This window comes from Flavobacterium helocola (assembly GCF_038289885.1).
GTDB lineage: Bacteria > Bacteroidota > Bacteroidia > Flavobacteriales > Flavobacteriaceae > Flavobacterium > Flavobacterium cheniae.
This window is the reverse complement of record NZ_JBBYHT010000001.1, coordinates 12,951-28,874: the sequence shown is the minus strand read 5'-3', so window position 1 is coordinate 28,874 and position 15,924 is coordinate 12,951. Positions and strand designations below refer to the sequence as shown.

The following is a 15,924-nucleotide window of genomic DNA, read 5'->3' as shown; positions in this document are numbered from 1 at the left end:
TTCGGTTTTTTGTTTATCTAAGTGTAGCTTTCTTTTCGCCTTTATGTTGTTTCCAATCTTTGTCGTAACTCATAAACATATTAATCCATATGTTTCTTGATAGTCTCATGATTACGGGCATAAAAACAACTAGAGTAATAATAATAGCAATAAAATTGTTTACCAAATTCTTTTCTCCAACAAAGAAATAGGTGATGATAAAAGCCGCTACACCAAATGCAATTCCTAAGGCATAACTCACATACATAGCACCATAAAAAAATGAAGGCTCAATTTTATATTTGGTTCCACAATGGCTACAATTTTCGTGCATTTTGTACACATTTAGAACATTGTAAGGATTTTTGTCTAAATACATGCTTTCTTCATTGCAAGTTGGACAACTTCCTGTTAAAATACTATTTAATTTGGATCCTTTTTTTAACATTTGCAAAATATTTTACACAAAGGTACAATAACTAACTTTCTGATGTGTAACAATTATTACATATAACAATTTGTTTGATGAATTTTGAGTTTATTAGATAGTAACTTTTAAACACATAAACAATTAAACAGTTAAACTTATTAAATGCTAAACATACATAATTTATCGGTTTCATTTGGTGGAACGTATCTTTTTGAAGAAGTAACTTTTAGATTGGGTTCTGGCGATAGAGTTGGACTTGTCGGAAAAAATGGTGCTGGAAAATCAACCATGTTGAAAATTTTAGCCAAAGATTTTGCTCCAGATTCTGGTCAAATAGCGACAGAGAAAGAAGTGAAAATGGGATTTCTTCGTCAGGATATCGATTTTGTAAAAGGAAGAACCGTTTTAGAAGAAGCATACCAAGCTTTTGAAGAAATTAAACGTGCCGAATTCCGAATCGATGAAATCAATCACCAATTAGTAACGAGAACCGATTATGAAAGTCAAGAATATTCTGATTTGATTGAGGAATTGAGTGATGTAACCCATCATTATGAAGTTCTTGGTGGTTATAATTATGTAGGTGATACTGAGAAAATTCTATTAGGTCTTGGATTTAAAAGGGAAGACTTCGACAATCAAACCGATACTTTTTCAGGAGGATGGAGAATGCGTATCGAATTGGCAAAATTATTATTGCAATCAAACGATATTTTACTTTTAGATGAGCCAACAAACCACTTGGATATTGAAAGTATCATTTGGTTAGAAGGTTTTTTACGAAATTTCCCAGGCGTAGTTGTAATCGTTTCGCACGATAAAATGTTTTTGGATAATGTTACGAATCGTACCATTGAAATTTCATTAGGTAAAGCTTACGATTTCAACAAACCGTATTCTGAATATTTAGTGTTACGTCAGGAAATTCGCGAAAAGCAATTGGCAACGCAAAAAAATCAAGCTAAGAAAATTGAAGAGACTGAAAAGTTAATTGAAAAGTTTCGTGCCAAAGCATCAAAAGCTTCCATGGCGCAATCTTTGATTAAAAAATTAGATAAAGTAGAACGAATTGAAGTCGATGAAGATGACAATTCGGTAATGAATATATCGTTTCCTGTTTCGCAAACGCCAGGTAGAGTTGTTGTAGAAGCAGAACATGTTACCAAAGCCTATGGTGATAAAACCATTTTAAAAGATATTTCGCTTTTAGTAGAACGAGGAAGTAAAGTGGCTTTCGTTGGTCAAAATGGTCAAGGAAAATCAACGTTTATGAAAGCAATCGTAAACGAATTTGAGTACGAAGGTTCTATTAAATTAGGTCATAATGTACAATTGGGATATTTCGCTCAAAATCAAGCGGAATATTTAGATGGCGAAATTACTCTGCTACAAACTATGGAAGAAGCAGCAACTGATACGAACCGTTCAAAAGTTCGCGATATGTTGGGTTCGTTTTTATTCCGTGGTGATGATGTAGAGAAAAAAGTAAAAGTACTTTCGGGTGGTGAACGAAATCGTTTGGCACTTTGTAAATTGCTTTTACAACCAATAAATGTTTTGGTAATGGATGAGCCAACCAATCACTTGGATATTAAGTCTAAAAACGTTTTAAAAGCCGCTTTAAAGCAGTTTGAAGGAACTTTGTTGTTGGTGTCTCACGACCGTGATTTCTTGCAAGGGATGTCCAATATTGTGTACGAATTTAAAGATCAGAAAATCAGAGAATATTTAGGCGATATCAATTTCTTCTTAGAACAGAAAAACGCCATGAATATGCGTGAAATTGAAAAGAAAGAGGTGGTTTCGAATGCAAATACAAATAAAGCAGTTAAAAACATTTCTTACGAAGACCAAAAGAAAGCTAAAGCATTGCAAAATAAATTGAGTAAAATTGAAAGCCAAATTCAACAACTAGAAAAAGATATTCAATTAGACGATAAAGCATTGGCTTCAAATTATGACAAACATATTGAAGATGCTACTTTTTTTGCCGCTTACGAAAAAAAGAAAAAAGAGTTGGAACAATTATTAGAAGATTGGGAAAACGTGCAGTTAGAAATTGAAATGGTAAATAGTTAATTGCAATACAAAATATTATAGCAGTTAAGCAACAAGAATAAAATGACTATGATTATGATAATCATGGTCATTTTGTTTTTTCTTATGAAAGTACCAACAGTCCCCTTCATTTTGTCAATTTTATAATGTGGTAAAATTGTAATAATTAAAATCAAGAACCAATACGTCAAACAACGTATTTTTTTAAATAAGATTGTTCTTCTTGGCTTTTTGAACGGCTTCTAGCTTATTGTGAACTTGAAGTTTTGTGTAAATATTTTCAATATGTTTTCTGACCGTTGCTGGAGATAAAAATAAGTTTTCGGCAATATTAATATAATTCAATCCTTTGCTAAGTTGCTCTAAAACATCGATTTCTCTAGCTGATAATTTAATGATTTCTTCTTCTTTTTTATTGTCTAAATCAATTGGATTACGAAGTAATTTTAGAGTTTTCAATGCAATGGAAGGATTCATGGCAGCGCCTCCGTTTAAAGTATCAATAATACCTTCGTAAAGGGTTTTTGGTTCTACTTCTTTTAGTAAATAACCATCTGCTCCAGCTTTGATAGCATTAAAAATATTCTCATCATTATCAAAAACAGTTAACATGATGACTTTAATGTGTGGATATTTGTTTTTTATGATTTCAGTGGCTTCAATTCCGTTTAGAATAGGCATATCGATATCCATTAAAATCACATCGATATTATGATTGTTACTTATTTTAGTCAGTAAATCAGAACCATCTAAAGCTGTAAATTTTATCTGAATTTCATCAAAAAAAGAAAGTTTTTCCTGAATAGCTTTTATTAGGAACGTATTGTCGTCTACGATAACCGTTTTGATAATTTTTTGCATTTTTTGATGATTAGTCAGATTAAACTTCGTTTTGATTAGGTAAGCTTAGATAAATTTTAGTTCCTTTTTCGCTAGCTTCAATATTGAAATTTCCTTTTAATTCGGAAGCTCTTTTTTTCATTGTATTAAGTCCGTTGCCAATTTCGGTTGTAGTCAAATCAAATCCTTTTCCGTTGTCAGAAACCACAATAGTTATTTTGTTGTCAGATTCGATAAATGAAACATCAATGTGTGAAGCATTCGCATGTTTGATAGCATTATTAACTGCTTCCTGTATTAAACGATAAATGTTCATTCCGTCTCTAGAAGTGAAAGATTGAAACGACTTTGTATCAAAGTTAAAATTAAATCGAATACCATTTAATGAAAGTTGGGCATTATCGATAAAATTTGAAATTCTTGTTTTCAAATCTTCAATGGTAATTTCTTCTTTGTTCATGGCCCAAATCGTATCTCTTAATTCATAGATAGTCTCTTTAGTAAACGAACTAATATTGTTTAGTTTGTCTTCTAACTTTGGATTTCCATCGGCAAAAGCATATTTTAAGGAATCTACAGACGAAATAATAAACGTAAGCTGCGCACCAATGTTATCATGCAAATCTCTCGAAATTTGAAGTCTTTGTTCCTGAAGGCGATTTTGAGTTTCGATTTTCAGTAAAGCATCTTTTAATTCGTTTTCTTTTTGCAATTGAAGGGTTTTCATTTTTTGATTTTTCAACACAAAATAACCAACGATTATGGATAAAATTAGAAGAGAAATAATGATTACTATGTAAGTGTTTTTAACCGCTAAGTTGGCTTTCTGTTCTAGAATTTCTTTCTCTTTTCTTTCGGTATCAAATTCAGTGTCTAATTCAGCTTGTTTGATTCTAAGATTAATATTTGAGATACTATCTTTATAAGTCGTATAGTTTTTGAAATTGTCTAAAGCGGTTTTGTAATCTGAATTTAATTCATATAATTCGGAAAGTTTTTGATAATTATCTTGAGTTAAATAATTGTAATTGTAGGCTTTACTTTCATTTAATGCCTTAGTGAAATATTCAATTGATTTTTGATTGTTTTTAGTTTCAAAAAAGTAATATCCATAAAAATTTAAATTTTCTGCAATTCCAATTTTGTCATCAATTTCAAGTCGTATTTGATAGGCTTTATCTAAATTTTGTTTTGCTTTTGCAAAATCTTTTAACGTTAATTGAAGCATTCCAATCTTATTCAAACTATATGGAATTCCAATTTTATCATTCGCTTTTTCTTTTAAAGTCAAGGATTTGTTATAGAATAAAAAAGCACTATCGTACTCTTTTTTCATTTCTTTTAAAACGCCATAGTTGTCATAAATACCTCTAAGTTCGTATTCTGTATTGAATTTTTCGCCAATTTTTAGTCCTTTTTGCATGTACATGATACCAGAATCCAAATTACGTTTTCTTAAATGATAACCGTAACTGGCATAAAGTGAAGCTACTTTGCCATTTTGCTTTAATTGATTAAAGTTTTCAATGGCAATGAAATTATATTTTGAGTGCAAATCATACTTGCTTTGGTAAAAATAGCAAAGCGCCATTTTTTCATAACTGGTGGCAATTCCTAATTTATAGTTTTGTTTTTTTGAATCGGCTAGAACTTTATTAAACAGCTGTAATGATTTAGTACTATTCGCAATAATATCATCAAAAGGCATGTTGTTGATGGAGTCGATTTGTTTTTTAGAATAGGTTTGACTCCAACTAAAAGTAAATAGTTGAGAAAGAAGTAAGACGATTATGTATGTTATAGTGTTTTTCATTATTAAATTCATTGTTACTATAAAAGTATAAAAATCAAATTTAAAGTACGTTTAAATTAATGTAATACGTAAATAAGATTATAAATATTTAATAGTAAACAAAGTAAAACGAATAGTCTAAAAAGAATGACAAGCAATTCTTTCTTGTGACTCAATGATTCGATGGAAAGAAATAATTTAGACATAATTCAGGTTTATTAATTACGTAAAATTCGTTTAAAATAAGGCGTTTTCCTATACGACATTTGACGTATTTGCAAAAAAAAGAGTGGATTGATATTACTTCAACCCACTATGATTTGTAAACCTAAAATAATTATTTTATAAGTTTTGCTGTATCTTTATCTAAAGATAAATCAAGAGCTGTCTTGTAAAGACGCAATGCACTTATTAATGATTTTTGTGTAAATCCACCATCAGTCCAAAAATAATAATAGTACGTTATTGTATTTGTGCTTTCTGAATAGTACGTTTTAATTAATGCAACTTCGGCGTTTAATTTGTTTATTAATTCTAAAACATCTCTTTTAGGAGCGCCGTCAACAAGATTGTAAACGCTACTTAATGTAACATATCTTTTATTTGAATCAATGTCCAAATAAATATTATACGTGTTTTTAATTTTAATGTACGTGTCTTTAACTTCTAAAACTTCAATATAAGCATTATCAAAAGTTTCTTTTAAAAAAGCAGGAGTTACTTCAGCGGCAGTTACTAACTTTTGAGCTGTTGCAAATTGAACAGAAATTAATAAAACAAATAAATAAAATAGTGTTGAATTTTTTAAAGTTTTCATGAGTGTGAATTTTTATAATTATTGATAAATCAAAATTCACAAAAAAAGGAAATATAGGAAATACGACAATTGCCGTATTTTAACAAAATTTTATAAAAGGGTGCTGATTTTGAATGGTTTTAATTTTTAATTCAAGCTGATGAAGAAATTTTTGATGACTTTCGGTATTTGGATTAAAAGGTCGGTGCTTTAATCCTTTTTGAATGGAGCAAATGTCATTCATCAAACCAAATTGTGATTCCGAAATGTAGTTTTCAAAGAATTGAATCCAAATATAATCAACAGCTGTTTGATTTGGATGTAACATGTCTTCAGTATAAAAACGATAGTCGCGCAATTCATCCATCATGATTTCGTAGGCTGGGAAATAGATATTGTTCTGAGTTGTCAGTTCGAGCGAAGTCGAGAATTTCCGATTTAATACCGAATGAATAGCAGCAATCAAGTGCGCTTTACTCAATGTGTTTTCAACAAATCCATCTTTAATATGACGAACAGGAGAAACAGTAAAAATAAATTTACAATTTGAATTAACCGAATGTACTAAAGAAATAATGCTTTCTATACTTTCTTCAATCTGTTGAATAGAAAGTAATTCTTTTGTAAATTCTTTTTGCGTCACTTTATGACAATTAGCGACAATTTCATTAGATGCAATGTTTCGATACACCCACGAAGTTCCTAATGTAATGATGATGTGAGTTGAATCACTTAAATGTTTATTTGTTGAACGGATTAAATCGTTTAAAGATTCTAAAAATGCATCTTTATCCGAATTTGATAATTCGGAATGAACTTCAAAACAATGCCACAAGTCATTATGAAAGAAAATATCGTTTTCGGTAAACTTTCTTTTTTCAACAGATCGACGAATTAACTTTTCTAATGAAACCGGATTGAAAATAATGCCAAACGGATTTGTAGTCGCTTGAAACTTAAAATAGTCAAATTTCTCACCCATATTCTCCGCAAAACAAGAACCCAATAACATGATTTTCGAATCGTAATCAATTGGAAAGCTGCTTTTTTGAATGGGTATTTTGGTAGTAAATTGCAAATCATTTAGGTTTAGACCTCAAATTTAAACTACTTTTTATAAAAAACGAGTATTTTTACTCAAGATTTAATACCATACAAATGATTGAAAAAGAATACATCGAACCTAATGAAGGTTTTACTCAAACGGTTGTAGTAAAAACAGGAAATTTTAAAACACTTTACATTTCTGGACAAATAGGTGATGGTGCAAATTTAGAAGCACAAACCATTGCCACATTTCAAAATTTAGAAAAGCAACTTCAAAATTGCAATGCTACTTTTAAAGATGTGGTAAAAATGAATACTTATATCGTAAATTTCAATCCCGAAGTAGATTTGCCAATATTTAGAAAAGTTAGAAAAGCCTTTTTAGGAAATGAAAATTATCCAGCAAGTACTTTAGTTGGAGTGGAAAGTTTAGGAAGAAAAGAATGGCTGATTGAAATAGACGCGATTGCGGTAATAGAATAAAAAAATCCCGATAAGTTTTTGGCTTAGCGGGATTTGGGTTTATTTTTTTTCTTCTGCTTCTAGCTCTTTTTTTGAAGCTTCGATTTTTTGTTCCAATCCTTCAATTTTCTTTTCGGAAGTTTTAATTTTTTCAGAATTTTTCTCAATCTTGTCAAGAGTCTTGTCAATCTCCTTATTTATTTTATTTGTTTTTTTTGTTTTCTCTTCTAAAGAAAGGTCCTTGTTGTTGTCAATTTCAACTAATTCCTCTGTTAATTGGGTCAGTATAATATCTAATTCTTCTTGTTTTTGTTCGAATTTTTCCCTTTTGGTTGTTTCATTAACTAATTTTTCTTCATTAGAAACTACTCTATTTTGTAACATTCTCATCATTTGCTGCTGTTGCATCATTTGATTATGTTGACTCATTAGTTGATTATTAATTTGACTATTTGAAGGAGGTGATGGAAACCTCTGTGAATGTGCCAAAAAAGGTAAGACCAATAATAAAGTTATTATAAATTTCATTTTTTTATTTTAAAAATTCAACCGCTTTCTCAATCGCCTCTTTAATTCCAACTACATTTTTCCCTTTCCCAGATGCGAAGAACGGCTGCCCACCACCATTTCCGTCGATTAGTTTTCCTAATTCTCTGATGACATTTCCAGCGTTTAATCCTTTTTCGGCAACTAGTTCTTTTGAAATATAGCAGTGAATATTTGGGGCGTTATCTTCAATCGAAGCTAAAAATACAAATGCATTTGGTTTAGAAGTTCCAATAGCTTGTGCCAAATCTTTAGTCGAACTCATAGATAAATCTACTTGTTTTGCTAAAAATTGGATTCCGTTGATTTCTTGGAAATCAGCAACTAGCGTATTTTTTAATCCCTCTATTTTTTCTTTAACTAATTGCTCTAGTTGTTTTTTCAATTTTGCATTATCATCTTGTAACGAAGCCACTGATTTTAAAACATCTTGTGGATTTTTTAAAACTTCTTTGATTTCCGCTAACGTGTTTTCTTGCGAAGTGTAAAAATCTTTTACTGCATCACCAGTAATTGCTTCTATACGACGAATTCCTGCAGCAACAGCTCCTTCTGAAACAATTTTGAAATGCCAAATTTCAGCGGTGTTTTTCACGTGAATTCCACCACATAATTCTTTGCTATCGCCAAATTCAATCATACGAACATTATCGCCATATTTTTCACCAAACAAAGCCATTGCACCTTTATCTAATGCTTCTTTGATTGGAATATTTCTATGTTCTACTAATTTTAATTGTGCTTCGATTTGTTGATTTACACTTGCTTCCACCTGACGCAATTCTTCATCAGAAACTTTACTGAAATGAGAAAAGTCAAAACGCAAATAATTCGGATTTACTAACGATCCTTTTTGCTCCACATGCGTTCCTAAAATGTTTCTCAAAGCCAAATGCATCAAGTGCGTAGCCGAGTGGTTTTTAGAAGTCGAAGTTCTTAAATCGGTATTTACTTTCGCTACAAATCCAGCTTCAATATTTTCTGGAAGTTGTTTTGCGAAATGTAATATTAAGTTGTTCTCTTTTTTCGTGTCAATAATTTGAATGGTTTCATTTGCCGAAACCAACGTTCCTTTATCACCCACTTGTCCACCACCTTCAGGATAAAATGGCGTGTTGTCTAAAACAATTTGGTATAAAACACCATCTTTTTTAGAATCTACTTTACGAATACGTGTAATTTTTACTTCATTTTCAGTTTTATCATAACCCACAAACGTTTCCACATTTCCTGGAATTAAAACTTTCCAATCTTCCGTAGAAACTTCAGAAGCTGCACGTGAACGCGCTTTTTGTTCTTGCATCGCCACATTGAAACCAGCTTCATCTAAATCGTATCCTTTTTCACGAAGAATTAAGGCTGTTAAGTCAATTGGGAAACCAAAAGTATCGTACAATTCAAAAGCTTTTGCGCCAGAAACTTCTTTCCCTGAGGTTTCAGCCATTACGTTTTCTAATAATTGTAATCCTTGTTCCAAAGTTCTTAAGAAAGACGCTTCTTCTTCACGAATTACATTGGTAACCAATTGTTGTTGCGATTTGATTTCTGGGAAAAATTCGCCCATTTGATTCGCTAACACTTCTACCAATTTATTAATGAAAGGTTCTTTTGTTCCTAAAAACGTAAATCCGTAACGAATAGCACGACGTAAAATTCTACGAATTACATAACCTGCACCAGTATTCGATGGTAATTGTCCATCAGCAATTGCAAAAGCAACCGCACGAACGTGGTCAACTATTACACGAATGGCAATGTTGGTTTTGTTTTGTTCTTCTGATATATTTTTAACTTCGTTAGAAGTATACTTTAAACCTGTAATTTGTTCTACTTTTTCAATAAGTGGTGTAAAAACATCAGTGTCATAGTTGGATGTTTTTCCTTGTAATGCCATACACAAACGTTCAAATCCCATTCCAGTATCTACGTGTTGTGCTGGTAATTTTTCTAGTGAACCATCAGCTTTACGGTTGAATTCCATGAATACGTTGTTCCAAATTTCCACTACTTGTGGGTGGTCGTTATTCACTAAACTTTTTCCAGAAACTAACGCTTTTTCATCTTCCGTACGTAAATCAACGTGAATTTCAGAACAAGGTCCACATGGTCCTTGGTCGCCCATTTCCCAGAAATTATCTTTTTTATTTCCTAAAATAATTCGGTCTTCGCTAATTAATTCTTTCCAAATATCCCATGCTTCTTGATCAAACGGAACATTCTCATCCGGATTTCCTTCAAAAACAGAAACGTATAAATTTTCTTTCGGAATTTTATAGACCTCCGTTAATAATTGCCAAGCCCAATTGATAGCTTCTCTTTTGAAATAATCGCCAAAAGACCAGTTGCCCAACATTTCGAACATGGTGTGATGATAAGTATCAAAACCTACATCTTCTAAATCATTATGTTTTCCTGAAACACGAAGACATTTTTGCGTATCGGCTATTCTTGGGCTTTTTGGAGTTCCATTGCCTAAGAAATATTCTTTGAATTGGGCCATTCCCGAGTTGTTAAACATCAAAGTTGGGTCGTCTTTTAAAACGATTGGCGCAGAAGGAACAATTAAGTGTCCGTTAGATTCGAAGAATTGTAAAAACTGTTTACGAATGTCTTGTGATTTCATATATATAATATATTTTTTATCGGTATTATATGGTATCGCATTTTTTTAGCTGTGTTTGTTGCACAAACTATTTTTTAGTTGCGATTTCATTATCAATTATTTAGTTCTGATTTTAATTATTGATTTTGGTAAGAATTTGGAATTAGATTTTCGAAAAATATCCCAACTAAAAAATAAAATAGCTTTAGAATGAAACATTTCTTAAATTTGTTCGTATAACCTATGTCAATCAATAAATTTGGCACAAAAATAGTATATTTTCATTTATGTCGAAGGTAAAATATTATTACGATTCAGAAAATTTAGCCTACAAGCGTATTCAGACAAGAAAAAGGAAGAAGTTTGGCTATGTTGTCTTGTTTTTGGTGTCTTCGGCTTTGTTTGGATTCTTGATTTTTTTGCTATTGATTAACACCAGTTATTTTGAAACGCCAAAAGATAAAATTCAAGCGAGAGAAATTGAAGCTTTAGCTTTAAATTATAAGGTTTTGAATAAGAAACTGGATTTGATGAATGAGGTTTTAGAAGCAATTGAAAATAGAGACAATAATATTTACAGAATATATTTTAATACAACTCCAATTTCAGAAGAAGAACGAAAAGCAGGTTTTGGAGGTGTAAACAGATACAAAGATTTGCAAGGATTTAATAATTCGGAGTTAATGGAAAACACAACAAAACGTGTTGATATTTTGACGAAAGAATTGGTAATTCAATCCAAATCGTTAGATGAAATCGTGGCTTTGGCGAAACAGAAAGAAAAGTTGTTAGCGGCAATTCCGGCAATTCAACCGGTTAAGAATGAAGATTTAAAGCAAATGGCATCAGGTTTTGGTTATCGAAGCGACCCATTTACGAAAATTAGAAAGTTTCATTACGGAATGGATTTCACAGCTAGAACAGGAACACCTATTTACGCCACTGGAGATGGAGTTGTCTATAAAGCAGATGCTTCGTTATCAGGGTATGGAAACCATATTCAAATTCAACATGGTTATGGCTACAAAACCTTGTATGCGCATTTAAGCAAATATAAGTGTCGTCCTGGTCAAAGAGTAAAACGTGGAGATATTATTGGTTATGTGGGAAGTACAGGAAGAAGTCAGGCGCCACATTTGCATTATGAAGTGTTTAAAAATGGAGAACGAGTAAATCCGCTGAATTTCTATTACGGAAGTATTTCGGCAAAAGAATATATAGAGATTTCAAAATTAGCGAATCAAGAAAATCAATCATTAGACTAATGCATTTAGAATTAGCACCAGACAAAAGATATTACAGCATTGGTGAAATAGCCAAAGCTTTTAACGTAAATGCCTCCTTAATTCGTTTTTGGGATAAAGAATTTGATATTTTAAAACCAAAGAAAAACGCCAAAGGAAATCGCATGTTTACACCAGAAGATGTTAAGAATTTGCAATTGATTTATCATTTGGTAAAAGAGCGCGGATTTACATTAGAAGGTGCCAAAACACATTTGAAAGAAGGTCAGAAAAAAACCTTAGATAAATTTGAAATTATCAGCAAATTAGAAACAATTAAAGCTCAATTGAACACAATTAAAAATCAACTATAAACAATTAATTAAACTTTAAACTTAAAAAAATGATGAGAAAATTTTTGCCTTTTATTATCGGTGGTGGATTATTGTTAATCCTTGTATTTTGGTTCTTTAGTATCAAAAACGGAGCCGTTCGTGTAAATCAAGAAGTAAATAAAGAATGGGGAAATGTAGAAACTTCGTACCAAAGAAGAAATGACCTTATTGGGAATTTAGTTAAAACGGTTCAAGGTTCGGCTGATTTTGAAAAATCAACTTTAGAAGCAGTAATCAAAGCGCGTTCTGAAGCGACTTCTGTAAAAATTGACCCAACGAATATGACGCCAGAACAATTAACACAATTCAATCAAGCGCAAGGAAATTTAAATAGTTCTTTGTCAAGATTATTGGTAACTGTCGAGCAATATCCTGATTTAAAAGCAAATCAAAACTTCTTGAAATTACAAGATGAGTTAGCTAGTACAGAAAATCAAATCTTAACAGCAAGAACACGTTTTAATGAATCGGTTCAAAAATACAATAATTACATTTTGGTTTTCCCTAATTCAATTTTCTTAGGAAACTACAAAGAGAAACCATATTTCGATGCAGTTGCAGGCGCTGAAAAACCGGTGGATGTAGAATTTGATTTCAATAAAGAGAAAAAATAATGTCAAAAACCGAAGATTTCTTATCAAAAGCAGAAGAACAAGAAATTGTTCATGCTATTGTTGAAGCCGAAAAAAACACTTCGGGAGAAATTCGTGTGCACATAGAAGAACATACAGAAAAATCACCTCTTGAGAGAGCTCAGGAGGTTTTTTTTGAATTGAAAATGGACGAAACACAAGATCGAAATGGCGTTTTGTTTTACATATGTGTTTCCGATAAAAAATTTGCTATAATTGGCGATAAAGGAATCAACGAAGCAGTAGAATCTGATTTTTGGGATTGTACAAAAGATACAGTAATTGCTAACTTTAAAGAAGGCAACTTCAAGAAAGGCTTGGTAGAAGGAATTCTTAGAGCAGGCGAAAGATTGAAAAAATATTTCCCATTTCAATCAGATGATACTAACGAATTGTCTAACGAAATCTCAAGAAGTTAATATGAAAAAGTTATTTTTATTTGTATTAGCTTTAAGCGGAATGATTGTCCAAGCGCAGTTTACCATTCCTGAAAAGCCTAGTTTTCAAACGAGTGTTTACGATTATGCCGATGTTTTAAATCCGCAAGAAGAAAAAGAGTTAGAGAATAAATTGGTTCGCTATTCTGATTCTACTTCTACTCAAATTGTAGTAATTTCAGTTGAAGATTTAAAAGGAGAAGATATAGGGATTTTAACACCAAGATGGGGGCAAGAATGGGGGATTGGTCAAGAAAAAGAAGACAACGGAATTCTAATTCTTTTAGCAAAAACCGAAAGAAAAATATGGATTGCACCAGGATATGGAGTAGAAGATAGGTTAACCGCTGGAATCAATGGGGAACTTATCCGAAATGTCATTATTCCAGAATTTAAAGCTGGGAGTTATTACAACGGTTTAGACAAAGGTGCCGATGCTATTTTTGAAGTTTTAAAAGGAAAATACAAAGGTTCTAGAAAAGAATCAAGTAATCCTTTACCATTCATCTTAATTGTAGTTTTTATTATTATTCTGTTAGTTTTAGCTTCCAGAGGAAATAAAGGTGGTGGAAATTTTAGAGGTGGCGGCGGCTTAGATTTAGGCGACATTATTATTTTAAGCAGCCTAGGTAGAAGCGGTGGCGGTTTTGGTGGTGGCGGAAGCTTTGGCGGTGGTTCATCAGGAGGATTTGGCGGCGGCTTTGGTGGCGGCGGTTTTTCAGGTGGTGGCGCTGGCGGAAGTTGGTAGTTAAAATTAAACCCACAATATTGTCATTCCGATGAAAGAGGAATCTCCTACGAAGTAGGCTTACTTTGAGCAAAGCGAAATCGAACTCTTCTTTATCTTTGAACTTGTACTTGAAACTTATATAAAAAAACTCGTTAGTGTTTGCTAACGAGTTTTTTATTGTGTTATTAATTTTTAAAAATTATGTTTGTTTAATTTTTGTATTAAAAGATTAAACAATATCTTTACAAAAAATTAAGAGTATGAAAGCATTAATTATTTCAGTCCTTTTATTGATTGCTTTTTTTGTTTTTAAGCAACTAGATCCTTTGAGCCTAACATTTTTAAATGTTGCTATCATCGGTACTAATGTAGTTTTACTTTATTTGGTTTTCATTTCTTTAAAAGAACTTTTCTCTTCCTCAAAAAAAATAAATTATTAGTTAATATAAAATAGTAGCTTTTTAATAAAAAAATATAAATAGATTAAACAAAAAACTCGTTAGCAAACACTAACGAGTTTTTTTGTTTTTATTATTTCTGTCTGAAATAAATATCAATTGGAACGCCACTAAAATTGTATTGTTCTCTTAATTTATTTTCAATAAAACGTTTGTATGGATCTTTTACATATTGCGGTAAGTTAGCAAAAAACACAAACTGAGGTGTTGGTGTTGGCAACTGCATACAATATTTAATTTTTACATATTTTCCCTTTAAAGCAGGAGGTGGAGTTGCTTCAATAATTGGCAACATCAACTCATTGAATTTTGAAGTCGAAATACGTTGTTTTCTGTTTTCAAACACTTCAACTGCTGTTTCTAATGCTTTTAATAAACGTTGTTTGGTTAAAGCCGAGATAAAAAGAATAGGCACATCTGTAAATGGTTGTAATTCTTCTCTAATCTTTCTTTCGTAATCACGTGTAGACATGGTGTCTTTTTCAACCAAATCCCATTTGTTTACTAAAATGACAACTCCTTTACGGTTTTTCTCAGCCAACCAAAAAATACTTTGATCTTGACCTTCAAATCCACGAGTCGCATCAATAACTAACAAACAAACATCACTGTGTTCAATAGCTCTTACCGAACGCATTACCGAGTAAAATTCTAAATCTTCTTTTACTTTCGCTTTACGTCTAATTCCGGCAGTATCTACTAAGTTGAATTCAAATCCAAAACGGTTGTATTTCGTATCAATTGCATCACGAGTAGTTCCAGCAATGTCGGTTACCACAAATCTATCTTCGCCAATTAAAGCGTTGATGAAAGATGATTTTCCTGCATTCGGTCTTCCAACTACGCAAAAACGTGGTAATGGTTCCACTTCTTCGGTAACTTCTGGCATTTCAGGTAATACTTCGACTAATTTGTCTAAAAGTTCTCCTGTTCCGCTTCCGCTCATTCCCGAAATCGTGTAATATTCTCCTAATCCTAAGTTGTAAAATTCTACAGCGTCTTTTTCACGCATAGCATTATCTACTTTGTTAATTACTAACAAAACAGGTTTTTTAACCTTACGAAGTAATTTAGCCACTTCGTCATCCATAGGTGTAATACCTTCTTCCACATCCACAATAAAGATAATAGCATCTGCTTCATCAATAGCTAATTCTACTTGACGACGAATTTCTGCCTCAAAAATATCGTCCGAACCTTTGATATAACCTCCAGTATCAATTACAGAAAACTCCTTTCCGTTCCACTCACTTTTTCCATAATTTCTATCACGTGTAACACCGCTTACCGAGTCAACAATAGCTTCTCTTCGCTGAATTAAACGGTTAAAAAATGTGGATTTTCCAACATTTGGTCTTCCTACAATGGCAACAATATTATTCATAATCTTATTTTGAATCGGCAAAAGTACGATTTTTTTTGGAGCTTTTTCCAGCTATCCACTACAACTCCACAATTTTAGCTCTTTTTTTCTAAATTTATTCGGTCAGCTTCTAA

At 31.9% G+C, this 15,924-nt stretch carries 16 protein-coding genes; 8 read left to right on the top strand and 8 right to left on the bottom strand.

What is annotated here, in order from left to right:
* Window positions 1-13: 13 nt before the first annotated feature.
* A complete protein-coding gene (locus AAEO58_RS00145; protein ID WP_341680952.1) occupies window positions 14-427 on the bottom strand; it encodes a DUF983 domain-containing protein in 414 nt (137 codons plus the stop codon).
* 144 nt (window positions 428-571) lie between these two features.
* On the opposite strand from AAEO58_RS00145, the gene AAEO58_RS00140 reads away from it, so the two are divergent.
* The gene (locus tag AAEO58_RS00140; protein WP_341680950.1) at window positions 572-2,488 is read left to right on the top strand and encodes an ABC-F family ATP-binding cassette domain-containing protein; all 1,917 of its coding nucleotides are present in this window, start codon (window positions 572-574) and stop codon (window positions 2,486-2,488) included.
* A 183-nt stretch (window positions 2,489-2,671) separates the two neighbouring features.
* Here AAEO58_RS00140 and AAEO58_RS00135 read toward each other — a convergent pair whose 3' ends face one another.
* From AAEO58_RS00135 to AAEO58_RS00120, 4 genes are all read right to left on the bottom strand, one after another.
* Window positions 2,672-3,328 (bottom strand): response regulator transcription factor, encoded by a 657-nt coding sequence (locus AAEO58_RS00135; protein WP_341680949.1) that lies wholly within the window; start codon window positions 3,326-3,328, stop codon window positions 2,672-2,674.
* Between the two features lie 19 nt (window positions 3,329-3,347).
* Window positions 3,348-5,120, bottom strand: a complete 1,773-nt coding sequence (locus AAEO58_RS00130) for a tetratricopeptide repeat-containing sensor histidine kinase (RefSeq protein ID WP_341680948.1) — start codon at window positions 5,118-5,120, stop codon at window positions 3,348-3,350.
* Between the two features lie 316 nt (window positions 5,121-5,436).
* Window positions 5,437-5,916 carry a YbjN domain-containing protein gene (locus AAEO58_RS00125; RefSeq protein WP_341680946.1) on the bottom strand — a complete coding sequence of 160 codons (480 nt, stop codon included), beginning with the start codon at window positions 5,914-5,916 and terminating at the stop codon, window positions 5,437-5,439.
* A 79-nt stretch (window positions 5,917-5,995) separates the two neighbouring features.
* Window positions 5,996-6,973 carry a GSCFA domain-containing protein gene (locus tag AAEO58_RS00120; protein WP_341680945.1) on the bottom strand — a complete coding sequence of 326 codons (978 nt, stop codon included), beginning with the start codon at window positions 6,971-6,973 and terminating at the stop codon, window positions 5,996-5,998.
* A gap of 80 nt (window positions 6,974-7,053) precedes the next feature.
* Here AAEO58_RS00120 and AAEO58_RS00115 point away from each other — a divergent pair, with 80 nt between their 5' ends.
* Window positions 7,054-7,425 (top strand): RidA family protein, encoded by a 372-nt coding sequence (locus tag AAEO58_RS00115; protein ID WP_341680943.1) that lies wholly within the window; start codon window positions 7,054-7,056, stop codon window positions 7,423-7,425.
* Window positions 7,426-7,464: 39 nt separating this feature from the next.
* On the opposite strand, the gene AAEO58_RS00110 is transcribed toward AAEO58_RS00115, so the two are convergent.
* A complete protein-coding gene (locus tag AAEO58_RS00110; RefSeq protein ID WP_341680941.1) occupies window positions 7,465-7,932 on the bottom strand; it encodes a hypothetical protein in 468 nt (155 codons plus the stop codon).
* 4 nt (window positions 7,933-7,936) lie between these two features.
* The gene (gene alaS, locus AAEO58_RS00105; RefSeq protein ID WP_341680939.1) at window positions 7,937-10,573 is read right to left on the bottom strand and encodes an alanine--tRNA ligase; all 2,637 of its coding nucleotides are present in this window, start codon (window positions 10,571-10,573) and stop codon (window positions 7,937-7,939) included.
* 266 nt (window positions 10,574-10,839) lie between these two features.
* On the opposite strand from alaS, the gene AAEO58_RS00100 reads away from it, so the two are divergent.
* From AAEO58_RS00100 to AAEO58_RS00075, 6 genes are all read left to right on the top strand, one after another.
* A complete protein-coding gene (locus AAEO58_RS00100) occupies window positions 10,840-11,817 on the top strand; it encodes a M23 family metallopeptidase (RefSeq protein ID WP_341680937.1) in 978 nt (325 codons plus the stop codon).
* Window positions 11,817-12,149, top strand: coding sequence for a MerR family transcriptional regulator (locus tag AAEO58_RS00095; protein ID WP_133608073.1), 333 nt, complete (start codon window positions 11,817-11,819; stop codon window positions 12,147-12,149). The genes AAEO58_RS00100 and AAEO58_RS00095 overlap by 1 nt, the downstream gene beginning before the upstream one ends.
* Window positions 12,150-12,181: 32 nt before the next feature.
* A complete protein-coding gene (locus AAEO58_RS00090) occupies window positions 12,182-12,784 on the top strand; it encodes a LemA family protein (protein ID WP_133609426.1) in 603 nt (200 codons plus the stop codon).
* Window positions 12,784-13,221 (top strand): TPM domain-containing protein, encoded by a 438-nt coding sequence (locus tag AAEO58_RS00085; protein ID WP_341680935.1) that lies wholly within the window; start codon window positions 12,784-12,786, stop codon window positions 13,219-13,221. Before AAEO58_RS00090 ends, AAEO58_RS00085 begins: the two co-directional genes overlap by 1 nt.
* Before the next feature lies 1 nt (window position 13,222).
* Window positions 13,223-13,987: a TPM domain-containing protein gene (locus AAEO58_RS00080; protein ID WP_341680933.1), complete on the top strand. Its 765-nt coding sequence runs from the start codon at window positions 13,223-13,225 to the stop codon at window positions 13,985-13,987.
* Window positions 13,988-14,229: 242 nt separating this feature from the next.
* Window positions 14,230-14,409, top strand: coding sequence for a hypothetical protein (locus AAEO58_RS00075; RefSeq protein ID WP_341680931.1), 180 nt, complete (start codon window positions 14,230-14,232; stop codon window positions 14,407-14,409).
* Between the two features lie 91 nt (window positions 14,410-14,500).
* Here the strand turns inward: AAEO58_RS00075 and der are convergent, their stop codons facing one another.
* Window positions 14,501-15,811, bottom strand: coding sequence for a ribosome biogenesis GTPase Der (gene der, locus AAEO58_RS00070; protein ID WP_341680929.1), 1,311 nt, complete (start codon window positions 15,809-15,811; stop codon window positions 14,501-14,503).
* Window positions 15,812-15,924 lie beyond the last annotated feature (113 nt).

Bases quoted from the DNA above. Each gene is read 5' to 3' on its own strand.
- AAEO58_RS00145 (WP_341680952.1), bottom strand. From the start codon at position 427: ATGTTAAAAAAAGGATCCAAATTAAATAGTATTTTAACAGGAAGTTGT.
- AAEO58_RS00140 (WP_341680950.1), top strand. From the start codon at position 572: ATGCTAAACATACATAATTTATCGGTTTCATTTGGTGGAACGTATCTT.
- AAEO58_RS00135 (WP_341680949.1), bottom strand. From the start codon at position 3,328: ATGCAAAAAATTATCAAAACGGTTATCGTAGACGACAATACGTTCCTA.
- AAEO58_RS00130 (WP_341680948.1), bottom strand. From the start codon at position 5,120: ATGAAAAACACTATAACATACATAATCGTCTTACTTCTTTCTCAACTA.
- AAEO58_RS00125 (WP_341680946.1), bottom strand. From the start codon at position 5,916: ATGAAAACTTTAAAAAATTCAACACTATTTTATTTATTTGTTTTATTA.
- AAEO58_RS00115 (WP_341680943.1), top strand. From the start codon at position 7,054: ATGATTGAAAAAGAATACATCGAACCTAATGAAGGTTTTACTCAAACG.
- AAEO58_RS00110 (WP_341680941.1), bottom strand. From the start codon at position 7,932: ATGAAATTTATAATAACTTTATTATTGGTCTTACCTTTTTTGGCACAT.
- alaS (WP_341680939.1), bottom strand. From the start codon at position 10,573: ATGAAATCACAAGACATTCGTAAACAGTTTTTACAATTCTTCGAATCT.
- AAEO58_RS00100 (WP_341680937.1), top strand. From the start codon at position 10,840: ATGTCGAAGGTAAAATATTATTACGATTCAGAAAATTTAGCCTACAAG.
- AAEO58_RS00095 (WP_133608073.1), top strand. From the start codon at position 11,817: ATGCATTTAGAATTAGCACCAGACAAAAGATATTACAGCATTGGTGAA.
- AAEO58_RS00090 (WP_133609426.1), top strand. From the start codon at position 12,182: ATGAGAAAATTTTTGCCTTTTATTATCGGTGGTGGATTATTGTTAATC.
- AAEO58_RS00085 (WP_341680935.1), top strand. From the start codon at position 12,784: ATGTCAAAAACCGAAGATTTCTTATCAAAAGCAGAAGAACAAGAAATT.
- AAEO58_RS00080 (WP_341680933.1), top strand. From the start codon at position 13,223: ATGAAAAAGTTATTTTTATTTGTATTAGCTTTAAGCGGAATGATTGTC.
- AAEO58_RS00075 (WP_341680931.1), top strand. From the start codon at position 14,230: ATGAAAGCATTAATTATTTCAGTCCTTTTATTGATTGCTTTTTTTGTT.
- der (WP_341680929.1), bottom strand. From the start codon at position 15,811: ATGAATAATATTGTTGCCATTGTAGGAAGACCAAATGTTGGAAAATCC.